The 26,108-nt window shown below is 60.8% G+C and carries 24 protein-coding genes and 1 pseudogene; 19 read left to right on the top strand and 6 right to left on the bottom strand.

Going from position 1 to position 26,108, the window contains the following annotated elements; genetic code table 11:
- The first annotated feature begins 53 nt into the window (after window positions 1-53).
- The gene (locus tag A2J01_RS14380) at window positions 54-1,460 is read left to right on the top strand and encodes a serine hydrolase (protein ID WP_064112946.1); all 1,407 of its coding nucleotides are present in this window, start codon (window positions 54-56) and stop codon (window positions 1,458-1,460) included.
- Between the two features lie 100 nt (window positions 1,461-1,560).
- Here the strand turns inward: A2J01_RS14380 and A2J01_RS14375 are convergent, their stop codons facing one another.
- On the bottom strand, window positions 1,561-2,514 hold the full coding sequence (locus A2J01_RS14375) for an ornithine cyclodeaminase family protein (RefSeq protein ID WP_051649480.1): 954 nt from the start codon (window positions 2,512-2,514) through the stop codon (window positions 1,561-1,563).
- A gap of 150 nt (window positions 2,515-2,664) precedes the next feature.
- On the opposite strand from A2J01_RS14375, the gene A2J01_RS14370 reads away from it, so the two are divergent.
- From A2J01_RS14370 to A2J01_RS14325, 10 genes are read left to right on the top strand one after another with little or no spacing between them, the layout of a single operon-like run.
- Window positions 2,665-4,251 (top strand): ABC transporter substrate-binding protein, encoded by a 1,587-nt coding sequence (locus A2J01_RS14370; protein WP_156519277.1) that lies wholly within the window; start codon window positions 2,665-2,667, stop codon window positions 4,249-4,251.
- Complete coding sequence (locus A2J01_RS14365) at window positions 4,248-5,279, top strand: ABC transporter permease (RefSeq protein ID WP_003945487.1); 1,032 nt, start codon at window positions 4,248-4,250, stop codon at window positions 5,277-5,279. Before A2J01_RS14370 ends, A2J01_RS14365 begins: the two co-directional genes overlap by 4 nt.
- Window positions 5,272-6,165, top strand: coding sequence for an ABC transporter permease (locus A2J01_RS14360; RefSeq protein ID WP_064112944.1), 894 nt, complete (start codon window positions 5,272-5,274; stop codon window positions 6,163-6,165). Before A2J01_RS14365 ends, A2J01_RS14360 begins: the two co-directional genes overlap by 8 nt.
- Window positions 6,162-7,160 (top strand): ABC transporter ATP-binding protein, encoded by a 999-nt coding sequence (locus tag A2J01_RS14355; RefSeq protein ID WP_051649482.1) that lies wholly within the window; start codon window positions 6,162-6,164, stop codon window positions 7,158-7,160. The genes A2J01_RS14360 and A2J01_RS14355 overlap by 4 nt, the downstream gene beginning before the upstream one ends.
- Window positions 7,157-8,137, top strand: a complete 981-nt coding sequence (locus A2J01_RS14350; protein WP_037132368.1) for an oligopeptide/dipeptide ABC transporter ATP-binding protein — start codon at window positions 7,157-7,159, stop codon at window positions 8,135-8,137. Before A2J01_RS14355 ends, A2J01_RS14350 begins: the two co-directional genes overlap by 4 nt.
- A 59-nt stretch (window positions 8,138-8,196) precedes the next feature.
- A complete protein-coding gene (locus tag A2J01_RS14345) occupies window positions 8,197-9,156 on the top strand; it encodes a serine hydrolase (RefSeq protein ID WP_003945892.1) in 960 nt (319 codons plus the stop codon).
- Window positions 9,156-9,947, top strand: coding sequence for a creatininase family protein (locus A2J01_RS14340; protein WP_231915788.1), 792 nt, complete (start codon window positions 9,156-9,158; stop codon window positions 9,945-9,947). The genes A2J01_RS14345 and A2J01_RS14340 overlap by 1 nt, the downstream gene beginning before the upstream one ends.
- Complete coding sequence (locus A2J01_RS14335; protein WP_064112943.1) at window positions 9,944-11,038, top strand: serine hydrolase domain-containing protein; 1,095 nt, start codon at window positions 9,944-9,946, stop codon at window positions 11,036-11,038. The genes A2J01_RS14340 and A2J01_RS14335 overlap by 4 nt, the downstream gene beginning before the upstream one ends.
- A gap of 52 nt (window positions 11,039-11,090) precedes the next feature.
- Window positions 11,091-11,936 carry a M55 family metallopeptidase gene (locus A2J01_RS14330; RefSeq protein ID WP_064112942.1) on the top strand — a complete coding sequence of 282 codons (846 nt, stop codon included), beginning with the start codon at window positions 11,091-11,093 and terminating at the stop codon, window positions 11,934-11,936.
- Window positions 11,937-11,949: 13 nt separating this feature from the next.
- Window positions 11,950-13,218, top strand: coding sequence for an NAD(P)/FAD-dependent oxidoreductase (locus tag A2J01_RS14325; RefSeq protein WP_064112941.1), 1,269 nt, complete (start codon window positions 11,950-11,952; stop codon window positions 13,216-13,218).
- Here the strand turns inward: A2J01_RS14325 and A2J01_RS14320 are convergent.
- Window positions 13,178-13,903: a GntR family transcriptional regulator gene (locus tag A2J01_RS14320; protein WP_081305440.1), complete on the bottom strand. Its 726-nt coding sequence runs from the start codon at window positions 13,901-13,903 to the stop codon at window positions 13,178-13,180. The genes A2J01_RS14325 and A2J01_RS14320 overlap by 41 nt on opposite strands.
- A gap of 1,273 nt (window positions 13,904-15,176) precedes the next feature.
- Between A2J01_RS14320 and A2J01_RS14315 the strand changes: the two genes are divergently transcribed.
- The gene (locus A2J01_RS14315; protein ID WP_064112940.1) at window positions 15,177-16,358 is read left to right on the top strand and encodes a carboxylate-amine ligase; all 1,182 of its coding nucleotides are present in this window, start codon (window positions 15,177-15,179) and stop codon (window positions 16,356-16,358) included.
- Here A2J01_RS14315 and A2J01_RS36405 read toward each other — a convergent pair.
- Entirely contained in the window at window positions 16,349-16,504 is a 156-nt protein-coding gene (locus A2J01_RS36405) for a DUF6131 family protein (protein WP_197494224.1), read from the bottom strand. The two genes, A2J01_RS14315 and A2J01_RS36405, sit on opposite strands and share 10 nt — an antisense overlap.
- A gap of 145 nt (window positions 16,505-16,649) precedes the next feature.
- On the opposite strand from A2J01_RS36405, the gene A2J01_RS14305 reads away from it, so the two are divergent.
- The 3 genes from A2J01_RS14305 to A2J01_RS14295 all read left to right on the top strand — a co-directional run bounded on the left by A2J01_RS14305 (window position 16,650) and on the right by A2J01_RS14295 (window position 19,249).
- On the top strand, window positions 16,650-16,853 hold the full coding sequence (locus A2J01_RS14305) for a hypothetical protein (protein ID WP_003945456.1): 204 nt from the start codon (window positions 16,650-16,652) through the stop codon (window positions 16,851-16,853).
- Window positions 16,854-16,930: 77 nt separating this feature from the next.
- Window positions 16,931-18,013 carry a M48 family metallopeptidase gene (locus A2J01_RS14300; protein WP_042452503.1) on the top strand — a complete coding sequence of 361 codons (1,083 nt, stop codon included), beginning with the start codon at window positions 16,931-16,933 and terminating at the stop codon, window positions 18,011-18,013.
- A 201-nt stretch (window positions 18,014-18,214) separates the two neighbouring features.
- On the top strand, window positions 18,215-19,249 hold the full coding sequence (locus tag A2J01_RS14295; RefSeq protein WP_007734628.1) for a baeRF2 domain-containing protein: 1,035 nt from the start codon (window positions 18,215-18,217) through the stop codon (window positions 19,247-19,249).
- A 40-nt stretch (window positions 19,250-19,289) separates the two neighbouring features.
- On the opposite strand, the gene A2J01_RS14290 is transcribed toward A2J01_RS14295, so the two are convergent.
- Both A2J01_RS14290 and A2J01_RS14285 read right to left on the bottom strand, forming a co-directional pair.
- Window positions 19,290-20,456, bottom strand: coding sequence for a MinD/ParA family ATP-binding protein (locus tag A2J01_RS14290; RefSeq protein WP_003945525.1), 1,167 nt, complete (start codon window positions 20,454-20,456; stop codon window positions 19,290-19,292).
- A gap of 309 nt (window positions 20,457-20,765) precedes the next feature.
- The gene (locus tag A2J01_RS14285) at window positions 20,766-21,473 is read right to left on the bottom strand and encodes a hypothetical protein (protein ID WP_064112938.1); all 708 of its coding nucleotides are present in this window, start codon (window positions 21,471-21,473) and stop codon (window positions 20,766-20,768) included.
- Between the two features lie 220 nt (window positions 21,474-21,693).
- Between A2J01_RS14285 and A2J01_RS14280 the strand changes: the two genes are divergently transcribed.
- The 4 genes from A2J01_RS14280 (at window position 21,694) to A2J01_RS14265 (ending at window position 25,499) form a co-directional block, all read left to right on the top strand.
- On the top strand, window positions 21,694-22,224 hold the full coding sequence (locus A2J01_RS14280) for a hypothetical protein (protein ID WP_007734626.1): 531 nt from the start codon (window positions 21,694-21,696) through the stop codon (window positions 22,222-22,224).
- Between the two features lie 108 nt (window positions 22,225-22,332).
- Complete coding sequence (locus A2J01_RS14275) at window positions 22,333-23,763, top strand: PepSY-associated TM helix domain-containing protein (RefSeq protein WP_007734624.1); 1,431 nt, start codon at window positions 22,333-22,335, stop codon at window positions 23,761-23,763.
- A 25-nt stretch (window positions 23,764-23,788) separates the two neighbouring features.
- Window positions 23,789-24,289 carry a copper chaperone PCu(A)C gene (locus A2J01_RS14270; protein ID WP_003945769.1) on the top strand — a complete coding sequence of 167 codons (501 nt, stop codon included), beginning with the start codon at window positions 23,789-23,791 and terminating at the stop codon, window positions 24,287-24,289.
- Window positions 24,282-25,499, top strand: coding sequence for a Dyp-type peroxidase (locus A2J01_RS14265; protein ID WP_007734620.1), 1,218 nt, complete (start codon window positions 24,282-24,284; stop codon window positions 25,497-25,499). Before A2J01_RS14270 ends, A2J01_RS14265 begins: the two co-directional genes overlap by 8 nt.
- Before the next feature lie 81 nt (window positions 25,500-25,580).
- Here A2J01_RS14265 and A2J01_RS14260 read toward each other — a convergent pair.
- Window positions 25,581-26,108 (bottom strand): annotated as a pseudogene (locus A2J01_RS14260) (GIY-YIG nuclease family protein); the annotation flags it as partial.

The raw sequence follows: 26,108 nt of genomic DNA, 5'->3' as shown, positions 1-26,108 counted from the left end.
TGTCTACACCTCAGACGGACGCGCGCCGAAGAAGATGCTGATGAAATAAGTCCATGAAACTCGAACACACACGCAGGAAAGGCCGCCCGCTCGCGCTGGTAGCACTTGCCTCCGCAGCGGTATTCGCCCTCGCCGCATGTACTTCCGGGACTGATTCCGCACAAACCTCTGAAAACAGCACAAAGACCTCCCCCACCGCGGCACCCACTACGGTCACGATCCCTGACAGCTCCGTCGGCAAGCAGATCACCTGGCTTCTCAGTGCGTTCAACACGAGCACGCCGTTGACCCAGGAAGAAATCGCCGAACACTTCGGGCCCACTGCACCCGTCGTCCTGACACCTCCGGACTTCGACTCCATCCGAGCCGGACAGCCTTGGACAACAGTGAAGTACAAGGGAGGCGACTCCGACGGCACAGTTTCCATCACCAGCACCACCGGCGGTGCGTTCGACGTCAACGTCGTCGTCGACGGCAACGGGCTGATCCTCGGAATGGCGATCACACCGACCAAGGACGTTCATGTGCCGGCCGCGTCTTGGCAAGAACTCGAGGCAGCTGTCAAAGCGCTTCCCGCGCCGACCAATCTGACCGTCACCGAGGTCACCGAAGGAAAGAACGCCGAAGTCTTCAGTGTCGGCGACACCTCACCACAGCCCACAGGGTCAACGATCAAGCTGTACGTTCTCGGCGCGGTCGCGACGGCCGTCCAGAACGGGACACTCTCCTGGGATCAGAAGCTCACCATCACCGACGACCTCAAATCGATGCCCGGCGGGACCATGCAGGACCTGCCATCGGGAACTGAAGTCACGGTCCGAGATACCGCTGGCAAGATGATCTCGATCAGCGACAACACCGCCACCGACATGCTGATCGCTGCTGTCGGGCGCGAGCAGGTAGAAGCCGAATTCGCCCCGATGGGCATGGCAAATACTTCGCTCAACATCCCGCTCAAGCCGACCCGCGCACTGTTCCAACTCGGCTGGGGGGACCAAGGCGCACAACGTATCGCTTGGCGCGACGGAACTCTGGACGAGCGTCGAGCGATACTCGCGGCACTACTTGGCGGCCTGGTGGACATCCCGGCGTCAGCATTCACCACCCCCGCATGGCCTTTCGACATCGATTGGTTCGCCTCGCCCGCCGACCTGCGTGCCGCGTTGGTCACGTTGCAAGAGAAGGCGAAGACCGAGAGCGGCGCACCGGTTCGAGACATTCTCGCCGAGGATCCGGCGCTCAGTGACGAGTCCGCGAAATGGTTCACTTACGGCGGATTCAAGGGCGGCAGTTCCATCGGGGTTCTCGCGGGTGCCTATTACGTGGAACACGACGATCGTGCCTGGGTTGTCACCATGCAAACTCATGGTGACGACGCTGCACTGGTTGCCGACCCGGCTCTGTACTTCGATCCGGTCGACGACGCGATGCTCTTGATCCAGAAGGATGCGACCAGCTAAAGCGCACTCCCCAACTCGAGCGCACGTCCCAACTCGCGCAAGTTTCACCGAAAGGCCCGTCCCGACAAAGGGATCCGTTGGGGCAGGCCCTTGTGATCGGTCAGGAAAGTACGACGCGCTCGAGCCTGTCGGCGATCGCTTTGCCGACGCCCCAGTCGAGTGCTGCACACCCGACCGACTTGAACACCGTGCGACCGTGACGCTCCACGCCGGATTCCATTACCGCGCCCAGTGATCGGAGGTCGGAGATGGGGAACTCTCGCTCGATTGCCGACCTGACTTCGCCCGATCCCTCCAGACATCCGGCTACGTCGTCGAGGACGGTGACCGTCGAAGCATTGATGAGCCCGGCAGGGAGTTCCGTCATCGACGGACGGAAGGATCCGACTGCATTGACGTGGACGTTTGCCGGCAGTGCTTCCAGGTCGAACAACGGTGACGTGGCGCCGGTCGCGCAACACACCACGTCAGCATTTCCGACGCATTCGTTTGCCGATCCTGCTACCGAGAGCCGGAGTCCTGGATGCCTCACTTTTGCTTCGTCGACAAAGCGTTGTGCATGCGCGAGAGTCCGGCTGTATACCGAAATCTCCTCGAATTCCCGTACTGCGCAGCAGGAATCAAGTTGTGTCGCGGCCTGGGCGCCGGAGCCGAGGATCGCCAGACGCCGGACCTTTTCGGGCGCCAGCACGTCCGTTGCCACACCGGAGACCGCACCGGTTCGCAGCGCGGTGAACCGGTGGGCCTCCACGCTGAACCGCGGAAGTCCGGTGGCTCCGTCGTACCAGAGCACAGTTCCTTCGATGCGCCTGCTTCCGTCGATGTCGTAGATCGTCAGCGTCTTGACAACGGCGTCTCGGGTGGTCCGATGCAGTGCGGACATCACGAGCAGCTGGCCGTCCGCCACGACCGTTCGCGGTGGTTGTTCGAGCCGCCCCTCGTGAAGTTCGGTGATGGCACTGGCCACCGCTGCGACGGCGACCCCGACGGGAATCAGCGAGTCGAGCCTGGCGAGGGCGATGTGTGGAGCCACTGCATGATCTTCGATTTCCATCGTTTTCCGATTCCGTTTCTCGGGGTGTACTTCAGGGCTAGTTCACTGAAATTCCTTGACATCCAATCGGTAAGGTATTACACCTAATGCATCCTCGCAAGGCTCCGTACGAACCCGCCGTTCCGAACGAACGGCCCGAAGGTGGATCTGATGGACAAGACAATGACGCGGTTCTCGAGGCGTACCGCTCTGGTGGGAACTGCAACTGCACTCGCACTGGTTCTCCGTGGTTGTTCAGGCGCAGCTCAAGACGCCGGCGCCTCGTCCGAGCCCGCCGGCGAGCCGCAGCGGGGCGGTGAACTGCGAGTTTCGATCGGCGCAGAACCGATTGCACCTGCGTTCGACATGGGAACAATGGCCGTCACCTCGGTGGGCACAGCATCGATCGCTACCCTCGCGTACAACGGTCTGGTCGACTTCAAGGACGGTCAACCGGTACCCGAACTCGCTACGTCCTGGAAGCAGACCTCCCCCACGCAGTACGTCTTCACCCTCCGCGATGGTGTGAAGTTCACTGACGGAACGCCGTTCGATGCCGAAGCAGTCAAATTCAATCTCGATCGATTGCTCGACCCGAATGGAACCGGTGCGAACCTGCCGCCGTCTTTGGAATCGGTTGAGGTCAGCGCACCCCATGAAGTAACCATGAATCTCTCGACCCCCGCCGGTGGATTTGTCGCCTCGTTGCGCCGTGGACGGGTGATGATGATGTCCCCAACCGCCGTGACGCAGTACGCCAAGACCGACCCGTTCAAAGCTTCGGTGGGCACCGGTCCGTACAAGTTCGAGGAGTACAAGACCGGTCAGTACATCAGGCTCGTCCGCAACGACGATTACTGGGCTGACGACAACTACCTGGATTCGATCAAGATCTCGATCCTTCCCGACCCGACCACCTCGATGCAGGCATTCGTCAACGGGGAACTCGATGTTCTCGGTGTGACACCGGCCCAACTCGCACAAGTCAAAAGCCGAGGCAACTCGGTCATCAAGACGTCGATCAGCAACACGTTCAACTACGTCAGTTTCAACCAGGCGGTCAAGCCTTTCGACAACGTCGACGTACGCCGCGGGTTCTCTGCAGCGATCAACCGTGACGGTATCGCACAGGGCATTTACCAGGGATACGCCGATCCGGCGAGCGGGCCCCTCAGCCCGAAAATCGGCGATGCCTACTCGGACCTCTCCGGTCTTGCCTCACAGACGTTTTCAACAGACAAGGCAAAGGAATTCCTGAAGAACGGAAACTTCGACCTCGGTACGACGGTTCCGTTCAGCACCTTCACCCAGACTCCGTTCTCGACAGAAGCCGATGCGGTTGCCGAACAGCTCCAGAACGTCGGCATCAAGGTCGACCTGAGCAAAGAGGAGTTCGGATCCTGGGCTCAGAAGACCTACACAGCAAAGAATTTCACGGTCATGAACAGCGGTCAGACCACGGCCACCGTCGATCCCGACGAGATTCTCTACCCCTTGTTCCACAGTAAGGGCGATCTGAACGCCTCTTCGATCAACGATCCCGAACTCGACAAACTGCTCGACGCTGCTCGCGCCGAACAGGATCCGCAGCAACGGGCACAGATGTACCAGCAGGCATCCAAGCTGATCGCGGACAATGCCTACGCAGCGTTCACCGTGTACCCGCAGAAGATCGCCGCAACCAGCCCATCGGTCGGCGGATACGAATTCACGGAGGGTGGCACCAATCCACTCTCGAGGGTTTGGCTCGCCAAGTGAGCGTGATCGAAGCGGTACCTGATTCCGACATGCCGCCGAAGGAGCGAGAGCCCGCGCCCTCGTCCGGCCGGCTGCGTCGAATCGCGCGCACCCTGTTGGTCAATGCCGCACAACTGGGAATCGTCGGACTCGCCGCAACATTCCTGATGTTCGTACTCCTTCGGACGATCCCCGGGGACCCCGCTCGCACAGTGAGCGGGCCGGGCGGGTCTGTCAGTCCTGAGCAGATCGCACGTATTCGTTCCGAACTCGGTCTCGACAAGCCGGTGGTGGTCCAGTATTTCGACTGGCTGTCCGCCGCCGCTCGCGGCGACCTCGGAAAGTCGTTGGTGCTCAACGACTCGGTGACGACCTTACTGTCCGACCGCATCGTCGTAACACTTCAACTGGGCATGTATGCGCTTGGCTTCGCATTGTTGGTCGCGGTACCACTGAGCGTCCTCGCTTCAAGGTTCACCAGCGATCGCGCGAACCGGAGTGTCCGACTGGTCGGAACGCTGGGTATCGCAGTACCCAGCTTCTGGTTGGCTCTCCTGTTGATCATCGCGTTCCAGAACGTCTTGCCGACGTTTGGATACTCGTCGATCAGTGACGGTATCGGTGCGCATTTCCAACACATGATTCTTCCGACCATCGCGCTGGGTGTCGGTATGTCGACTCTGCTCTTCGAGACCACGCGTGCATCCTTGATCGGCACACTCAACTCCGATTACGTCCGGACGGCAAGGTCATTCGGGATCCCCGAGCGTCGCGTTTACTCTCGATACGCACTACGGAACGCACTACTTCCCACTGTGACGATCGCCGGACTGGAGATGGGCGCGCTGATGGGCGGAGCACTCCTCGTCGAAAATGCTTTTGCCGTTCCCGGTATGGGCCGACTCCTCGTTCAATCCGTCTTGGCTCGCGACTACACAGTGGTGCAGGGTTGCATCCTCGTGCTGGTCATCGTTGTCGTATCTGTCAATCTTCTGATGGATGTCGTCTATTCCCTCATCGATCCCAGAGTCAGGACCGACAATGACTGAGTCATTCGGAGCTGCGCTTTCCCCGTCTTCCCCAATCGCGCCGAGCACCCGTCAGCGGCGTCGATTCACGGCCCGCATTCTCTCCTTGCCTGGTCAGAAGGTGGCATGGAGCATTCTGTTCGTACTGGTGTCGGCGGCCGTGCTCGCGCCTCTTCTCGCGCCGCACTCCCCCAACGTCCAAGATCTCACGTCGACTCTCGCCCCACCCAACGGTGAGCATCTCCTCGGCACCGATGATCTGGGTCGAGATCAGTTGAGCCGTCTACTGTTCGGACTCCGCACCTCACTCGCCATCAGTGCTGCAGTGACATTGGGCGTCATGATCATCGGGCTACCACTCGGAATGCTGGCAGGCTTCACCCGTGGAATTGCGAATACCGTCATTGCCCGGGTCATCGACGTCGGGCTGGCTTTGCCTTCATTGCTGCTCGCACTGGCGCTCATCGCCGCAATGGGAGCGGGGGTCACCAGTACGGTCATCGCTCTCGTTGCGGGCTACACGCCGTATCTCGCACGGGTTACACGCAGTGTCGTACTCAAGATTCGTGAAGAGGAATACATCGACAGCGCAGCCGTGAGCGGAGTTCCGACCTGGCGCATCATCGTTCGGCACGTCACGCCGAACATGATCGAATCAGTGTCGGTTCAGCTGACCCTGATCTTCGCCTTCACCGTTATCGCCGAAGCCGGGCTCAGCTTCGTCGGCCTCGGTATCCAGCCACCGACCTCGTCTCTGGGCAACATGCTCGCCCTCGGGTCGACCCACAGCATCGACCTGCCTTTGATGTCGATAGTCCCCGGATGCACCATCGCCCTCGTCGTCATCACTCTGCTGGTCTGTGGAGACGGCCTTCGCCACGCGCTCGACCCGAGGAGCAACCGATGACGATACCGCTGCTGTCGATCACGGATCTCCGTGTAGCACTGGCAGACAATCCCGCACTGCGACCAGTGGACGGAGTCAGCTTCCACATAAATTCGGGTGAGAGCGTCGCACTGGTCGGTGAGAGCGGCTGCGGCAAATCAGTGACGTCGTACTCCGTACTCGGCCTCCTCGAAGGCTCCCTAGCGGCACATGGAGAGATGGTCTTCGACGGCCGGCAATTCGACATGTCCGACCGTGGTGCGCTGGCCCCGCTTCGAGGCACCGACATTGCGATGATCCCCCAGGACCCCGGAACCTCGCTGAACCCAGTGGTGAGCATCGAACGACAACTCGGCGATCTCGTACGTATACATCACAAGGTCACCAAACGCATTGCAGCCAAACGAGTACGCGAACTGCTTGCCCGAGTCGGGATTCCGGCCCCGGATCGGGTCGCCGGTGCCTTTCCTTTCGAATTGTCCGGTGGGATGCGCCAACGTGTACTCATCGCAATGGCTCTGGCCTGCGAACCGACGATGCTCATCGCCGACGAGCCGACCACCGCATTGGACACAACAGTGCAAGCGCAGATCATGGATCTGTTGCACAGTCTCATCGAAGACGAGGGGATGTCCATGATGTTCATCTCGCACGATCTCGGGCTGGTTGCACAACACTGCAACCGGGCGTACGTGATGTACGCGGGCAAGATCGTCGAATCCGGATCCGTCGACAACGTACTGCGTGAACCGGAGCATCCGTACACGCACGCACTGGTCGACTGTTTGGAAAGCATGAACTCGGGTGCTCGGCGTTTGAAGACGGTACGAGGGATCGTGCCGCCGTTGTCTGACCGAAACCACGGTTGCCACTTCGCCCCACGCTGCGACCGTGCGGGCAACGAATGTCTTTCAGGCTCGCCCGAACTCGAAAGAAGTGGACACAATCTCGCGGCCTGTCTGCACCCGATGACCGGCTCACATCAGCGCGTCTTGGCAAGTGAGGTGGCTCGATGACCAAACACCAGTTAGTTTCCACACACGAAGTGGCCCGCTTGGAAGGGATCACCCATTCCTTCCGGACACGTCTGGGCGGCCGCGCCGTGCAGGCGCTTCGGGGCGTCGACCTGTCGATCCCGGCAGGGCGGTCTCTCGGACTGGTCGGTGAAAGCGGAAGCGGCAAGTCCACTCTCGGTCGAGTTGTGACCGGCCTGCTCGAGCCGTCCGGTGGCAACCTGGAAATACTGGGGCAGCGTGTCACCGGCAAGTCCTCTCGCAAGCGAACCCCGGGATCGGTGCAGATGATCTTCCAGAACCCGCGCGCATCGATAGATCCGAAGCTGCCGATCTGGCGTGCCGTCGCCGAACCACTACGCATAGGCGGGCATTCGGCGCGTCGCCAGGACGTCGACGATTTGCTCGACCGTGCCGGACTGAGCGCTTCGTACGGAGACATGTACGCACACCAACTTTCGGGTGGGCAGTGCCAGCGAGTGGCGATCGCACGCGCCGTCGCAGCGAAACCGAAACTCATCGTCGCCGACGAACCTGTCTCCGCCCTGGACGTTTCGGTGCAGGCGCAGATTCTCAACCTCCTCAAGGACATTCAAGAGGACTCCGGAACATCCTTCCTTTTCATCAGTCATGATCTTGGAGTCGTTCGATTCTTCTGCGACGAGGTTGCCGTCCTGTATCTGGGTCAGGTGCAGGAGTACGGTTCGACCGAGAGCATTCTGACCGACCCCGCACACCCGTACACACGCGCATTGGCCTCGGCATCGCCGACACTGTTCTCCGAAGCTGCGCGAGAGCGAATCATCCTCACCGGCGAGCCCCCGAAGCCTGACAACCCGCCGGGCGGCTGTGTCTTTCACGAGAGATGTCACCTACGCATCGGCGCGATCTGCGACACGGTTTCGCCCCCGACCTATTCCACGCCGTCAGGTGAGGCGCGTTGTCATCTTTACGCCCCGCCTAATTCCGCGAGTTCATGAACACGTCACTGCCTTGACCGAAACATTCTCCTTCACACCAACCCCCGGAACGGAATACCATGAGCACCAATCCCCTCAGGATCCTCGCCTCCATCGCCGACGTGTGTGACGACGCAAACGCCACCGTTGCGTTTCACGTCCGCAGCCTCGACGGAAACCTCGAAATCGGTTCCGGCGCCGATGCACGTTCGGTGACCGCCTCGACCTACAAAGTCCCCGTCATGCTCGAGGTCGCCGCCCAAGCATCCGAAGGACGCATACAACTGGCCGACCGAATCAAGGTCCCTGCAGACAGGCGCACCATCGGGCCCTCCGGGATTTCAGCGATGACGGACGACGTGGAAGTATCCATCCGGGACTTGGCCCTGCTCATGATGCAGGTCAGCGACAACACCGCCACTGACATTCTGCAAGAGATGGTAGGTACCGAGAACATCATGAGCCGACTCCGCGCGCTCGGATTGAACTCGACCTCCATCACCACCGATTGCGAAGGCATCATTTCGCTTGCTCTCCAGGAACTCTCGACCGATGAATACGCAACTTTGCAGAACACCTCCACCGGCAACCCGTTCGGGCTTCCCGAGGACGAGTTCGTCGCGGCCATCGCAGCAGGCGAGTCGTTGAACGCGCGCGGCGGTAACACCAGTACCCCTCGTGAGATGACCGAACTGCTCAGCCTCATCTGGACGGACAAGGCTGCAGACGCCGAAGCCTGCGCAGAAGTACGCCGAGTGATGGGCCTGCAGTTCGCGCCTCACCGCCTCTCCTCCGCGTACGTCGACGGACCGACGATCTCCGGCAAAACCGGCACGTTCCTTGCCGGGGTTCGCAACGAGGTGGGCGTCGTCGACTTCGGCGACGAGGATCTCTACGTTGTAGCGATCTTCCTGAGGGACAAGAACAACTACATGCGTAACAGCAAGGTGGACGCGGCAATCGGGAAGATCGCCGCACTTGCGATCGACAGCCTTCGGAACGCAAGCCGCGACGCCGCTGCGACGGCGGTAACAGCCTGATGAGCCCTACGCTCGGCGCACCCCCCTCGATGGCGGAGATGACGTGGACCCAGATGCAGGAGGCGATGAACGACGGGATCCGCAACGTCATCTTCGCGGTGGGAGCGACCGAACAACACGGCCCGCACCTGCCTCTGTCCACGGACACCCTGATCGGCACTGCCACTTCGCTTGCCGTCGCCACACGGATCGGGGCGACAATGGTGGCGCCCACCATCGCGTTCGGAGTTTCCCCGCACCACATGTCGTTTCCCGGAACGGTCTCTCTGCGCGAGGCGACGTTTCTCGACGTAGTCGAAGATTACGTTCGCAGTCTCGCCGCTCATGGGTTCGACAATATCCTCGTCATCTCGAGCCACGGCGGCAACTTCGAACCCCTCGCGCATCTGATCGAGAGAGTCGGACCCCGGATCGGCGAGACACGGATTCATGCGCACACCGATCTTCTCCAGTTGCTCGCAGCTTTCGAAGCAGTGGCTGAGGAGGATTCGATCTCTCCCGAGGCCTGCGGTTCTCATGCCGGCGATTTCGAAACATCGATAGTCCTCGCACTGCGACCCGACCTCGTCGACATGAACGCCGCCGAGCCCGGATTCCTTGGACGCTTCGACAAGGACACTGCCACCGCGTTGTTCGACGGCGGGACAAAAGCATTGTCGGTGAACGGTATCTTGGGCGACCCCGTCGCCGCACTGGAGTCACGCGGCGAACGGTACCTCGAATCACTGACCACCGTTGTCTCGGAGTACTTTCGTACCGAGATCGCCCAGCACGAGGGACGCAAAAGATGACTGTCGACGTACAGCGGGTGGTTCAGGCCGAACTCGACGCAATGGTCGCCGCAGACACCCAACTCGGCATCCAGGTTGCGGTGTACCAGCACGGTCAGTTGATCGTAGATGCCTGGTCCGGGCACACCGAACCCACTCGAATTGCGCCCGTCCGAAGTGACACCTTGTTCCCGATCTTCTCGTGCAGCAAAGGTCTCATGTATACGACGGTGCATCTGCTTGCCGAACGCGGCGAACTCGACTACGACGCACGGGTCAGCGACTATTGGCCGGAGTTTGGACAGAACGGCAAGGGAGAGGCGACTATTCGACAGGTCCTCGTCCACACGTCCGGAGTCCAGGACATAACACACGACTTTCACCTCGACAACTGGGACGGCACCTGCGCTCGCCTGGCCGAGTCCGAGGCGATGTGGACTCCGGGTAGCGAGACCGCGTACCGCGGACTGTCTTCCGGATTCGTTCTCGGCGAGGTAGCAAGTCGCGTGTACGGGAAGCCCTTCGGCCAGATCGTCGCCGAACTGATCTGCGAGCCTTTGGGTATCACGGATCTGTTCTTCGGCGTCCCTCCTTCGGTTAGGGACCGCATCGCGGTTCTCGCGAACGACGAATCAGTTCTGACCGGTCCCGCGTCGAGCCCTGATACTCGGATCATGGCGGAGCTCTTCAACACTCCGTCGATTCAGGCATCAGCTGTCCCTGCCGGAGGTGCCATCACCTCCGCTCGATCCTTGGCCAAACACTATGCGTCGTTGATCGGCGATGGTGTGGACGGAGTGCGTCTACTCCCGCCAGCGCGGACCACTCTGGCAACGACGCTGGAAACCGATGCGTACGATCAAACGCACAAGGCGCCGGTCCGCAAGGGTTTGGGTTATCTACTGGGCGACAAAGGGATTGCAATGGGCGGACGGTCGAATTCATTCGGCCACAGCGGGTTCGGCGGTTCGTACGGGTTTGCCGATCCGGACTACGGTTTGAGTTTCGCGCTCACGAAGAATCGACTGGTTGCCACGACGCCTCTCGAGGTGCCGGCCTCGGTCGTCCTGGCGAATACGGTACGAGAAGCTTTGTCCATCCCGAACGGTTGACCGCCCCGGACCGAGTCGTCACGAAGACAATCGACAAACGGAGAGTCTCACTATGCACGTTTATATTTCGGTGGACATGGAAGGCATCGCAGGAATTGCGACGCTCGACCAGATAGTTCGTGGAGGTCACGGATACCAACGTGCGCAAGCACTGATGACGGCCGAGGCCAACGCGGCAATCGCCGGAGCATTCGACGCGGGCGCGCAATCGGTGCTCGTCAACGACAGTCATGGAACGATGGACAATCTGCTGCACGCCGAACTGGATCCGCGGGCGCGGGTTCTGTTCGGATCGCCGAAACTGCAGTGCATGGCAGAGGGTCTCACCGCTGAACACGACGTGGCCCTTTTCGTCGGCTACCACGCTCCTGCGGGTGGTCCGGGTGTGCTGGCACATACGTTCTCGGCTCTGTTCACGGATGTTCGTCTCGACGGCAGGACCGTGTCGGAAAGCGATGTGAACTCGCTCTACGCGGCTACTCACGGCGTGCCGGTCGGCTTGGTCACTGGAGATGACGTGATCTGCGGGTTGGTCAGCGCTACGTCTCCTTCGACCGAAACCGTCGTGGTGAAGCAGGCGCACGGGTGGTCTGCTACCAACTCGCTTCCGCCGAGTCTGGCGTGCGCAGCCATTCGCGATGCATCCAGACGAGTTGTGCAACAGTGCGACTCGCTGAAGCCGACGGAGTTACGCGACGAGTGGGTCCTCGAAATCGTTCACCCGACAACAACTGCTGCGGAGATGGCGGAGGGTGTCCCCGGTTCTCGGCGAACGTCAGATCGAACCATCGAGCATCGCTTGAACACCGTCGACGACATCATCGGACTGATCACCGTCAACTATCAATTGGCATCTGCCGGCCTCCGCGGACAGATGACGATCGCCAACCGTCAGTAGAGGGCAAATTTCCATGAGAGTGACCGTTATCGGTGCCGGTTCGATCGGGTTGTGTTCGGCGCTGGCTTTGGCTGCCGAGGGAGCCGACGTGTGTGTAGTCGACGCGAGGGATGCGGGAACCGGCGCGTCGAGCCATAACGCCGGGTGGGTCGTCCCGAGCATGTCGGCCCCCGTCCCTGCCCCCGGAGTACTGACCCAATCGTTGAAGTGGATGCTGCGTCCTGACAGCCCGCTGTACATCAGCCCCAGCCGCGACCCTCGCCTTGCCTCCTTCTTGATTGCGATGCTTCGCAACTGCACCACAACGAGATTCGAATCCGGTCTGCGAAATCTGATGGCACTCAATCATCGGACTTTCGAGCTTTTCGACGAACTCGAGCGCACTGGGCTTCAGTTCGAAAACCACCGATCCGGATTGGTGCAGCTGTTTCGCACACAGAAGTCGCTCGACTCCCACGCCGAAGAAATGACGCTGGTGCGAGCACTCGGCGGTGACGAATTCGACGTACACACCAGTGCCCGAACGGCTCAGCTGATGCCGGGACTCTCGAGCTCGGTCGTCGGTGGGATCGTCTGTCCCCACGAGAGATTCCTCGACCCCGCAGCCTTCGTCGAAAGCTTGATCACACAATGCGAGAGCCTCGGGGTCGAGATCGTGGAAGGCACCGAACTCACACTGTCAGCAGACTCCGCCGGCAACGTGACAGCTTCTGGAGTAGAACGGCCGATGACGTCCGATCATTTTGTGGTCGCGGCGGGCACCTGGAGCGCCGATGTGGTGCGAGCACTCGGGTACACACTCCCCGTCCAATCCGGCAAAGGCTACGGTTTCGACGTTCCACCGATTTTCCCCGTCGGTACTCGGGCGTCGTATCTGTCGGAAGCCAAAGTTGCCGTCACGCCGTTGTCCGGTGCGACTCGACTGGCCGGCACCATGGGATTCGGAGGCCGAAGTGAACACATCGACAAGCGAAGGGCCGGAGGCATACTGACCTCGGCAGCCGACTATTTCGACACCTGGGAACCTCCGCAGAATGCAGTCCCGTGGACAGGGCTACGCCCGATGACACCCGACGGGATGCCCATCATCGGTCGCTTACCTCACCATCCGAATGTCACTGTCGCCACCGGCCACGCGATGCTCGGCATAACCCTCGGCCCCGTCACCGGAGAGTTGGTCGCTCGCAGCGTGTTCGGCCGAAGCTTCCCGGCCTATGCCGGCGTGTTCGGGCCAGACCGCTTCAGTCGGACTTTTCGGAGCGTCCGGCCCACAACCCGCTGACGTGGTGGAGGTGTGCAGTCATGACAGCTTCGGCCGCAACCGGATCTCGTGATTCCAACGCCTGCAGGAGTTGATCGTGCTCCCGAGCCGACCCGACCAAGTCCTTGCTGCCTGCAATGCCTTTCAGCCCGGACAGGCGAGTCTGATCGCGCAACTGCTCCACCACCTTGACCAGCCGTGCGTTACCCAGTGCAGCCAAAAGTTCCAGGTGGAAGTCCTTGTCCAGGGTCAGGAATGAGACCAGATCCCCCTCGGCCGCGGCGTTCTCGACGCGCTTGCTCAGCTTCCAGAGATCGGTGAGATCCAGCGGGGGTTCGAGCACGGCAACCTTCGCCATTGCAGGTGGCTCGAGCATCAGCCGGACTTCGACGATGTCCGCGAGTTCGTCATCCGTCAGTTCGACGATGCGAAAGCCGCGGTTCCTCACCATCTCGATGAGCCCTTGGCTCTTCAGATCGAGTAGAGCCTCACGCACCGGGGTGGGCGAGACCTCGAGTTGCGCTGCGATGTCGCCAATCGCGTAGAGCCGGCCGGACTCCAGTTCACCGCTCGAGATCCGGGCCCGAAGCAGTCTCGTGGCATCGCTGCGCAAGCTGGTCCGTGCCAGTGGTTGGAATACGGCACTCTGCTTTTCGTCGCGGATACTACGATCTGCGCTTGAACCGGCCGGCTGCTTCGTCCCCATACCTGCACCCTAATACTCATCGATGTCCAATATGTAATACCTAACATTTTATGTGACAAAGATCGTTCCAGCTCGCACCGATGTGCAAGCTGAGTCCGCCCCGGCCGAGATACCGAGCTCAGTTCCCGGCTGGGTTGACAGATCCGGCTGGGCTGACAGATGGGGTCCTGATACAAAGAAGCCGCTGCGCATCCAGTGTCATCCGGATGCACAGCGGCTTCGCTAAGTCTTAGCCCGTGGGGGTCTCGGTCTCGTCCGACGAGAATCCGTCGAAGAATGCGATGACCTTCTGAAGAAGTGCCGCGATGTCGAAATCTTCCAAGCTACCCATTGCGTTCGTCCTTTCGTTTAACACTGAGGATGAAACGTGCATCTTGCAATTTCCAATGTAAAGCATGAAAAGCATTATTTCTCGACCGCGCGACACTTCGGTCGCAAATACGCCACTCAGCAAGATATGGGCAAATCACCGGAAATAACAGCTCCCACCCGCAATATTTCAGTCTTCTGCAACCCGCTGAATTCCCCAATTAGCAAGTGGGTAAATCTTGAGAAAAATTTCCCGGCGCGTCGATCACGAAAGATATTCCTGGTGAAACTCTCAATCCAAGAACACAAAGACAGAGGAAGCTCCGACACAGCTGACACGCAGTTTTGCCCGCCTTCAAGAGTCGTCATCCACGCACATAGTGGACATTCGTCTGCGATAACGAACCGGTAGCAACACAATCCCAGGCACTTTCTCCCATCTTCTGACTTTTACCCATGACCACTGAAGATTTGCGCTGGTGAAACGCAATACCAGTTCGAAAGTTCCACAACTTCTCCGGATGCTGTGCACGCGATTAACTGATCAAATATCTGTTGACTCACCGAACCCACACACTCCGCCAGAACGCCACATCCGAATGCTGGACGTTAGTTTAGATGGGTTCGCATTCTCGGAATCTGCTCGATAACGGCGGCCCCACGGATAAAGCCGAGACTGCACCACCGCAGGCCGCCAGGTCATGATCCGCGACTCGGCGAAGGGCGTGCGGACAAGTCCACACGAGGGTGAAATAGGGGGTGAGACATGCCTTGGGGTCTCGTTTTACCGAGTCCGACACAGTACGTTTTCCCAGGCACGCCAGTCCCCAGATTCATACGGTGTGCAAGGACTCGTTGACGCTTCCGAGATGTTGGCAAGGCCGACCACAGGCCCCGTTCTCCCGACGAGAACGGGGCTTCCTCGGGTCGGTTTCCGCCTTCGACCGACCGGGTAGACGCGAGCATGGGCGCCACCTGCTCGACCGAATCCACCGCTGGCCGCCACGAATCGACGACCCCGACTGTCGGCGTCGAAGAAGAATTCATCCTCGTCGACCCGACCTCCTGGTTGCCGTCCACCGACAATGTTGCGGTTGCGGAAACCGCGTCGACACTGGGGTTGGATCTTCAGCTCGAGTTGTCCCGCTGCCAAGTCGAGACCAACTCTCCCGTGTGCCATGGCATCGACGAACTCCGAACCCACTTGATCGACATGCGTCGGCTCGCGGCAAAAGCTGCCGAGTTGAACGGCTGCAGGCTGTTGGCCGTCGGCGCACCGCTTTCGGGGCCTTCGCGTTTCGAGATCAGCGACTCGCCTCGCTACCGCCGGATGGGCGAACGCTTCGGCGCCCTCGCTGCCGAACAAAGCATCTGCGGTTGCCACATACATGTGGGCGTCGCTGATCAAGTACAGGCCGTGCAGGTCTGCAATCACGTGCGCATCTGGTTGCCCGCCTTGTTGGCACTGAGCGCCAATTCCCGTGTCCACCAAGGAGTCGACACCGACTTCGCGAGTTGGCGGGCGATCCAATGGTCCAGGTGGCCAGTCGCCGGGCCGCCGCCGTACTTCGAGACCACCGGGGACTTCGACACCGCGGTTGCGAAGATGGTGGATTGCGGCGTGATGCTCGACAAGCGGATGGCCTACTGGGATATCCGACCTTCCTGCCACCTACCGACCGTCGAGATCCGAGTCTGCGACGTTCAGCCGACAGCAGAGGATGCAGCGCTACTTGCAACCCTTGGACGAGCTCTGGTGGCAACTGCGTTACGCGCGATAGACCGGGGCATCGAGGCTCCGAACATTTCCCTCGAGAGCCTCCGCCTCGCAACCTGGGTGTCCGCGAAGGAAGGCGTCCTGGGAGCGTCGATCGATCCGATTACCTCACAAAGAATTTCAGCCACGGAACTGTTGCACCGGCTCCTGATCCATGTCCGTGACTCCCTCGACGAGGGAGGCGAGTACTCGAGCGTGGAGTCGGCGCTGCAGCTCAAGTCAGTCACAGGCAACGGCAGCGACTGGCAACAGCGAACGCTGCGCCAGGTCTGCCTTCGGGAACTGATTGCGCGTGCCGTTCAGCGCACCGTACCGACCGCGCCGACTGGCACGGATACGCACGACGAGCCGACAACGGATCAGAAGTAATGCCGCTGACCACCGATGGCGTGCCCGGCCGCGCCCAGCGCGTACAGGATGATTCCGATCACCAGCAAGACGACACCAATCGTCCACAGGATCGGAATGTTCACCACGAAACCGATTATCAGCAGGATCACGCCGAGGATGATCATCACAAGCTCCTTCAGTGCGTTCACTCGGGCGGATACGCCCGCCTCGAGCCGCATACACCGCGGATACCCGTCGGCAGAGCGTTTCATACCCACTCTGACCGGGTATTTCGCTGGGCACCATAATATTTGAAGAATCGAGCCCGCCATGATGAGAATTGTGACTCTGATCGTTCTGATCTGGCTGATAGTCGGGGCCGTCGCGGCCGGCCAACGCGGCTACTACAGCAGTTCGCCGACCAACTGCGCCGGCGTCGGGACCATCGCGCTCACGGTCATCGCGGGTCCGCTGAACTACTTCGGCGTCAACCCCAAAGTCACCGACTGCACGCTCCCCCAGCCCACCGAGTGAGCTGCCGGAAATCCACGCTAAACCGACTAGTCGTTACCCTGGAGGTGAGTCGACACACATCGAAGTGAGGGGCCACCATGACCACTGCACCAGATCGCACCCGAATCGAGTTCCCAGACATCAGCTCGCGTGCGTGGGAACACCCAGCCGATCGGGCTGCATTGGTGACGCTCCGGACGCTTCGGGGGTTCGACACTGTCCTGCGGACGCTGTCCGGACTGCTCCAAGAACGTCAGCACCGCCTCATGTACCTGGCCACGTCGGTGCGAGTCGACGAACGCCAGTTCAGCGACCTGAACGACCTGCGCCGTGACTGCGTCGACATCCTGCAGGCCGACGAGACACCCGAGCTGTTCGTACTCCAGACCCCGATGGTCAACGCCTTCACCATCGGCATGGACAAGCCGTTCATGGTGGTCACTACCGGCCTATTGGACGTGATGAACTACGAGGAACAGCGGTTCATCATCGGCCACGAACTTGGCCACGCGCTGTCCGGTCATGCTGTGTATCGGACCATCCTGATGCATTTGATGCGACTGGCCGGAACCATCGGATGGCTGCCCGTCGGCGGGTGGGCATTGCGCGCGATCATCGCCGCCCTCATGGAATGGCAGCGCAAGTCAGAACTGTCCGGTGATCGTGCCGGACTGTTGTGCGGGCAGGACGTACACACCGCGATTCGCGTCCAGATGAAATTGGCGGGCGGATCCCGAGTCAGTGAAATCGACATCGACGCGTTTCTTGCCCAGGCCGCCGAGTACGACGCCAGCGGCGACCTCCGCGACGGTGTACTCAAGCTCCTCAACATCGAACTGCTCTCTCACCCGTTCTCGGTGCTTCGCGCCGCCGAGCTCAAGAAGTGGGTGGACAGCGGAGACTACGCCGCGATTCTGCGCGGAAACTACCCCCGTCGCGGCGATGACGACGGAGCGAAGATCAGCGACGAGTTCAAGAATGCAGCCAAGACCTACAAGCAGAACTTCGACGAGTCGGAGGACCCTTTGATCCGCATGGTGCGCGACATCGGTAGCGGATTGGGCGGTGCGGTGGGCGCCGTGGGGAATGGCGTCGGCGATGTAGCGTCGGACATCAAGGAACGATTCACCCACTGGCGCAAGAGTTCCGACAGGTCGAAGGGCACTGACGACGCCGAGTAAGCAGAATCGGGACCTGCCGCCGAAGGCAGTCGGCGGCAGGTCCCGGGCTCTTGGCGTGAAGGTGATGCAGGCTTCCCTCTGCACCACCCTCACGTTCACAGACAGTACCAGCAGTCGAACAAACGTGCGAACTGAAAGCGGTCGTGTCGAATCACCGGTTGTCGGGTACGCGGCATAGGACCACTACAGAAGGGAGCCGACATGCATGCTGGGCGACTGAAGAAGGTCGGTTCGAGTGACGGCCCGTTTGCCTCCGTGTACTTCGAAGACGTCCGTAACCGGGAAGATGCGCGCGAGCGCTTCGAACTCGAATGGCGCTCGATGCGCAATCAACTCACGAAACAGGGAGCATCGGAATCGCTGATCGCACGACTGGACGAGGTGAAGGACAACCATCACGGCATCTCAGGTCGCGCCGGACGCGCGATCGTCGCCACTTCCGAGGCAGTGCTGATCGACGATATTCTGCTCGAACCTGCCGGCTCCACTATCGCGACCTTGGGCGAACTGCCCTACCTGATTCCACTGATCGCACACGGATACGACACCGAACCGTTCCTCATCGCCAAGGTCGACCACACTGGCGCGGACCTGTGCGTGCGCGATGCTCGCGGGCGTGACGTGTACGGCGAAACGGTAGACGGAGACGGCTTCCCGGTCCACAAGGCACACGTGGGCGGTCAGGAGCGATACACCGACAGCCAAAGCCTCGTGGAGGAGAATATCCGGAAGAACCTGACTCAGGCTGTGGAGCGCGCGGCGGCGCTCGCCCGTGAACACAAGGTCGCGCTGGTAGTTGTCATCGGAGAAGTACAATCCCGCAAAGCTTTTGCACAGCTTTTGCCGTCGACGCTACGGGTGGTGGACGTCGAAAAGGGTTCGCGTTCAGTCGGTTCGACACCCGCCGAGGTGTCCAAGTCGATTCGTGAACTGATCGACACGCAGCGACTGCGCAGAATGGATGTGGAAACCGAACGCTACGTCGCGGAGCAGGGCCGGGACTCCGGCCTCTCCATCGACGGGACCGCACGCGTCCTCGACGCCCTCGAACAGGGCAAGGTCGAGACGCTGCTGCTCACCGATCCTGACGACAAGGAAGTCACCAGTGGAGAGTTGATCGGGCCCGCCGATCGCGTACTCCCCTACATCGCAATCGGGACCGGCACCGAGTTGGTACAGATCGACGAACGCCTCGTTCTCGCCGACGGATACGGCGCGATACTTCGGCACCCTTGAACGCCGGAGCCTGCTGATCAGATTCGGTGGCGAGCACGTTCTATCGAGAAGCGTGCTTGCCCACCGAGTCCGGGAAACCATCGGCAATTGCTGCGACGAGTTCCAGATATGCCCGTGCCGTGCGCTTGTTCAACAACTTCAAGTCGATCGGACCGCCTTCGCCCAGGTGATCGTCGTAGGGCAACGTCTTGACCGCTCGCACTCCACGCTGAGCGAAAACGTCCTCGAGTTGATCGAGGTCGAGCGAAGACGAACCCGGCCGCGTCGAATTGATCGCCACGACCGACCTGCTCACCAGATCTGCGTATCCGTGCTTGGTCAGCCAACTGAGCGTTGCTGCAGCACTACGGGCACCATCCTGAGCTGTCGGGCTGACGACAACCAAGGCATCTGCTTCGTCGAGAATTCCGTACATGGCCGAGTGCATGATTCCGGTGCCACAGTCGGTGATGACGATGTTGTAATGCACCTCGAGAATTCGGAGAGTATCGAGGTAGTCCTGCTCGTTGAACGACTCCGAAGTTTCCGGATCTGCCTCACTCGCAAGGATTTCGAGTCGGCTGTCGCCTTGCGAGGTGTAGTAACGAACATCGCTGTACGTACGAATGTCACCGTCGGCCAACAGATCACGAACGGTCAGGTGATGTTCACGTCGTTCGCGATCAGCCAGAGTCCCCAGGTCGGGATTGGCGTCGATGGCTACGATTCGATCCCCACGGATCGATGCGAACGTCGAACCGACAGTTTTGGCCGCCGTGGTTTTCCCCACTCCACCCTTGAGTGAGATGAAAGCAATCTTGTACACGCCGCGCACCGTTCGGTTGGCACGGCGCACGAGAGCCTGGTGTTCGAGTTCGGCAGCCGACTGCCCGGTGTTGATCCGGCCCCCGGTGAGTTTGAACAACACACTGCCCAAACCGCGTTCGGGTGGACGCTTCGCCCGCTTGATGATGTCCAGGTCGTCGACGGAGGTCATAGGCCTGGGCGTCGAGGTCCGGAAATCGGTCGGCTCTTCACGACGTTGCTGGCGCATCCGCTGACTGGGCAACGGTTTTGCTGCAGGCTCGTCGAATTGTGGTGTGAAGGTGACGGTTCGAATCGACGTTGCATAGCCGTCGTCGGACGCGTCGAAATGGCCGTCGCCCTGAGTCGTTCCGGAGTTGTTCCCCAGGACTCCGTTATTCGAACCGTTGTTATCGCTGCGCACCGTTTTCCTAGGTCGAGTTCGGAATCATTTCGGACATAGCCTCTCGGACGCTATCACTCTGGCGGGCTTGCCGTTCTCTGCTCAATACCGTCGTGGCACAACAGACCGTTACACCCGCACTTCGATGACTTTGGTCCCCAAGCTTGTGCCGATCTCAGCAAATACGAACGTCGTAACGATATGCGGCACAGATATCTTCATCTGCCGCTAGAAACAGCCTTCCGCAATGTCAGGGCAAATCCCTTGGTAACAAACGAGAAAAGGGAGGGCGATCGCCTCGGCGATCGCCCTCCCTTCATGGACAAGTGTTCAGCTGCTGCAGAATTCCGAACTGCCGAGACTTCCGAAAATCGTCGACAGATCCACACTTCCGAACGAACTGCCCGTATCGCAGCCGTCGGCAGTGAGCGCGAAGTCGACACCGGTGACGTCATTCGTGCTCAGATTCACCGGAATTACTGCTGGATCGGCACCGCATCCGCTGCCGGGAACCACTTCTACGGAATAGCCGTCCTTGGCCGGCTTGTACTGAAAGAAGTAGTCACCGGAATCATCCGTCGTTGTCGTCGCGATTTGCGTGCCGGCATCGAGGAGATTCAACGTCACGTCAGACGCGCCGACCCCGTCAGCACCCGGACACCCAGTGACAGTTCCGACGATGCTGAACACCTTCACCAACTCGAAGTCGATCCCGGTCGCGTCGGACGTCGTCAGATCTACCGCCGTCCTGTCGGGTACGGATCCGCATCCAGCCGGCGAGTATGGACTGACCGTGTAATTGCCCGGAGGAACGTTCGTGATCGTGTATCCGCCACCCACCCCGACAGTGGCCGAGGATATCTGCGTCGAGCCATCCCATACGACCATCCATATCCCGACCGGATCGCCAGTATCGCTACACGAGTTGACAAGGGTGCCCGACACGGAGCGTGTGACCGGGTCCGCCGAGGCCACCGAAGACAGGAAGAGACCGAACGCACCCATCAGGGCGAATATCGCAAAGAATCGACGCCTCATGAAACTCTCCTATGTGTTTGCCCTGCCGTCGACCCGTTGCCGGCGACCAGAGCCAAGTCTGGCACCGGAAAATGACCGTCACGTTTGTTTCACCCGGTCCTCGGCAAAGTTTGGCGAATCGGACAAATCCCCCACCTAATGCGTTCGTCGGTCGGCCACCGAAACGATCCCGACCGATCACCTACTAAGCCCGGTAGTAGGCGCCTGTATCCTTTCGCGTATGACGCCGGGTCCGAAAGATGTCGCGCAGCTGCGCGGTGCTTTCGTGGGCGGCACCTCCGGCGCGGTTTCCGTCGCAGCCCACGCGCTCGGTGGCGGCGGCATGGCCCCGTCCGAAAGCGCTGTCGTGTTGCTGATCCTCGCCTGCGCGAGCGTCGGCGCGGTGGTCACGTCCATCGACACCCGTCGCTCCCCCGCGCTCTTGCTCGCCCTCATGCTCGCTGCGGGTCAGGCCATCGGTCACGCGACGTTGACCATCGCTTCGGATCATCAACACGGCCTGCTCCTGTCCCTTCCGATGCTCGCAGCACACATCGCTGCCGTCGGAGTGTGCGCAGTGCTGATCCGCGGCGCAGAACGCGGATACGTCGTGGCCGCATCGACGGTAGCGGCAATCGTCGCCGTTCTATTGCGCCCGTGGGCAGCTGAACCGTCACCGTTCGCTGCACGTACTCGATACCGCGCCAAAGTTGTTCTACGTCAACTTCTCACCTCAGGCCTGGGCACTCGCGGCCCACCGGCATTCGTGTAACTCACCTCCCCTTTCCTTTCACGCACGTGATTACGTGCGCCACTTTGCTGTGCGCCTTTATTAACCGCCCGCGGTTAACAAAGGCGCACAGCGGGATCGAGTACACGCATGTCCGCACCCGAATTGGAGCGCGCACAAACGCGCGCGTCCAACGACAGTTCTCCCCCGAAGAAGCAGGTTGGCGGGGCCAGACCACTGATCCTGCGTCTGCACTTCTACGCCGGCGTCCTGATCGGACCGTTCATCCTCATCGCCGCATTGAGCGGCGGCCTCTACGCGATGGCACCCACCATCGAGAAGTTCGTTTACAGCGACTACCTCCAGACCGACACCACCGGACAGATCGCGTCACTGAACGACCAGATCCGTTCCGCTCAGCAGTACCGCCCCGACTTGACGGTCTCGGCAGTACGTCCGTCCCCTGCTGCCGGCGAAACCACCCGAGTCCTGTTCACCGATCCGTCACTGGGCGAATCGGAGAGACTCGCCGTCTTCGTCGATCCGGTGCTCGCACAGCCGGTCGGCGAGCTGGCGGTCTACGGAAGCAGTGGTTCGCTGCCGCTGCGAACCTGGATCTCCCAACTGCATCGCCACCTTCATCTCGGCGAACCCGGCCGCCTCTACAGCGAATTGGCCGCGTCGTGGATGTGGGTGGTCGCACTCGGCGGTGTCTACCTCTGGTTCCGTCGTTACCGCACCGCCCGGAACGCTCGACTGCTCACGATCGACCGAGCATCCACCGGACGAAGCCGGACCCTGAACTGGCACGGTGTCGTCGGCATCTGGATAGCAGTTGCATTGGTCTTCCTCTCGGCGACCGGCCTCACGTGGTCGACCTACGCCGGAGAGAACGTCAGCAATCTGAGAACCGCGTTGAGTTGGACGACGCCCTCAGTTGTGAAAACTCTCGGCGACGCTCCCCCTCCGGCGACAGGCGGGCACGAGGGTCACGACATGGCCCCCGCCGCCACCGGCACGCTGACGGACACCAACGTCGGACGCGTCGACACCGTCCTCGGTATCGCCAGGTACAACGGGATCACCGGTCCTGTCGAAGTATCGATACCCGCGAACGCCGAGACGGCGTTCACCGTCGCCCAGACACGTCAGCCCTGGGTGTACAGCAACAACACCATCGCAATCGACGGAGCGACGCAAAAGGTCACCGACGAGTTGTGGTTCTCGGATTGGCCACTCGCAGCCAAACTTTCGGCCTGGGGAATCCAACTCCACATGGGCCTGCTGTTCGGTCTTGCCAACCAGATCGCACTCGCCGCACTGGCACTCGCACTGGTCAGCGTGGTCATTCGGGGCTACATCATGTGGTGGCGCCGACGCCCCACTCGTGGCTCCGACTGGGCAGTCGGCCGGGTTCCTGCCCGCGGCGGAATCCGCAACCTCTCCCCGGTCGGCCTCGTTGCTCTCGTCGCGATCACGGCGTTGGTCGGCTGGTTCGTTCCGCTACTCGGCATCAGCCTTCTCGCATTCCTGCTGATCGACCTGTGCATTGCGGCGTTCAAACGCCGTGCCACCACCTGACACTTCACGAATTACGGAGACACACATGACTGTTCGCACAAAGATATTCGCAGCTGTTGCACTGTCCGCAGCTCTCGCCCTGACCGGCTGTTCTTCCAACTCCGACAAGGAAACCGAAGCTGCACAATCCATCACAGTTCAGGATCAATGGGTCAAGGCCGCGCCGGAAGGAATGAGCGCGGCGTTCGCCGAACTCGTCAACTCCAGTGACAAGGACGTACGCGTGGTCTCGGCCACCAGCCCCGCGTCGTCTCGACTCGAACTGCACGAAGTCGTGACCGGCGACGGCGGAACGATGACGATGCGTCCCAAGGACGGCGGTTTCCTGGTCCCTGCCAACGGGTCCGCCTCCCTCACCCCGGGCGGTGACCACCTCATGTTCATGGACCTGTCCGCGCCGCTGCTCCCAGGCGCAGAAACCGACCTCACCTTGATCTACGACGACGGTTCCAGCACCACGTTCACAGCCCAGATTCGCGACTTCTCCGGTAATCAGGAGAACTACGACCCGAATCACGGTGGCTGAGAACACGAACCCGCCCAGCCGAGCAGTCAGTCGGCGGCGCCTTCTCGGAGGAGGCGCCGCCGCGCTCGGCGTGGCGGGAATAACCTGGGGCGCAACCACAGTGGTCGAGCGCAGCGAACAGGAGCAGCAAGCAGGCAAGCTGGTGGAACCGTTCTACGGAGTCCACCAAGCCGGCATCGACACCACGCCGCAAGCGCACGGCACCTTCATCGGGTTCGACCTCTTGCCTGGAACCGATCGAGCAGTCGTCGTCGGAATCATGAAGATGTGGTCCGAGGATGCGTCACGGCTCACCGCGGGCAACCCGGCGTTGGCGGACACCGAACGGGAACTGGCTGTGGATCCGGCACGCTTGACAGTGACCGTCGGCTACGGCCCTGGCCTGTTCACCAAGCTGGGATTGCAAGCACGTCAACCGGACTGGTTCGAGCCGTTGCCGAGCTACGCGATCGACCGACTTGACGATCGATGGGGCGGATCGGACCTGTTGCTGCAGATTTGTGGCGACGATCCGGTGACCATTGCTCATGCTGTGCGAGTTCTGACCAAGAACGTCCGATCACTGACAACCATCCGGTGGACGCAAAAGGGATTCCGCAACGCTCGCGGCACCACGCCTGAGGGAACCACGATGCGCAATCTCATGGGCCAAGTGGACGGGACCGTCAATCCTGCTCCGGGAACAGTGGATTTCGATTCACTGATCTGGCACGACGGCGCGGGTCAGTCGTGGCTGGCGGGCGGAACCTCGTTGGTACTGCGACGCATTCGCATGGAAATGGATACCTGGGACGAACTCGACCGTTCGGGGCGCGAACTCACGATGGGGCGCACGTTGTCCAATGGCGCTCCGCTCAACGGAACCAACGAATTCGACGAAGCGGATTTCACACTCACGGACAAGTTCGGGATTCCGGTGATCCCGCCAGGATCACACATCGCGCGAGCCCACCAGACGCATGAGAAGGAGCAGTTCTTCCGTCGGGCATACAACTACGACGACGCACCCGAGAGCGGGCAGACCTCGAATTCGGGATTGATCTTCGCAGCATTCCAACGGGACATCGCCGAGCAATATCTACCGGTCCAACAGCGATTGAGTGACTTCGACGCACTCAACGAGTGGACGACGCCGATCGGTTCTGCGGTGTATCTCATTCCGCCGGGATGCACCGAGAACGACTATCTGGGAAGCGGATTGCTCGGCTGACAACCCCCGGGCAACGATATTGTGGGGGCTGGATCCGAACGGATCCCGCCCCCACAATTCCTTCTACCTGAAGTTGTTGCGTTACTTGGACTTACGAGGTCCCGGCATGACCGCACCTGGACGGGCGGTAGTCAACCTCGTGACCCAACCACTGACGGGCCACTTCTTCAGTCCGACGTTGTGTGGGGTGACCTCGGTTCCGACGTACTTGGCAGCAAGCTCGTCGTCGACGGTTCCGTTGAACCGCCACAGTTGGCTTCCGTCGGCATTGCGGGTGGACACCTCCCATGACTGAGCACGGAAGGCACCACGAATGATGCTGTCGGCAAACACCAGAACGGGAATTCCGATCTCGGCACGAACAGCCGCACCGGCAGACCACTCGGCGCGCGCGAGTTCGTAGATCTCTTCCGGCGTTGCTCCCGGACGGGCGGAGGCCGGTACGTGGAGGACGATGCTCGGCGTCGGGAGTTCCGGCGCGGGATCAGCCGAGTAGCGCAATGCGAGTTCCTCGACGCGGGTCGCTCGGGCGTCCTTGTCCGAGGTATCGCCTGCGAGATTGGTCAGACCCTCTCCCGCGTCGGTGATCCGCAAGGCTTCCACGATGCC

Origin of the sequence: Rhodococcus sp. EPR-134, assembly GCF_001647205.1 — a bacterium.
GTDB classification, from domain to species: domain Bacteria; phylum Actinomycetota; class Actinomycetes; order Mycobacteriales; family Mycobacteriaceae; genus Rhodococcus_F; species Rhodococcus_F qingshengii.
The sequence above is the reverse complement of the archived record's forward strand: the minus strand, read 5'-3'. Positions and strand labels throughout refer to the sequence as shown.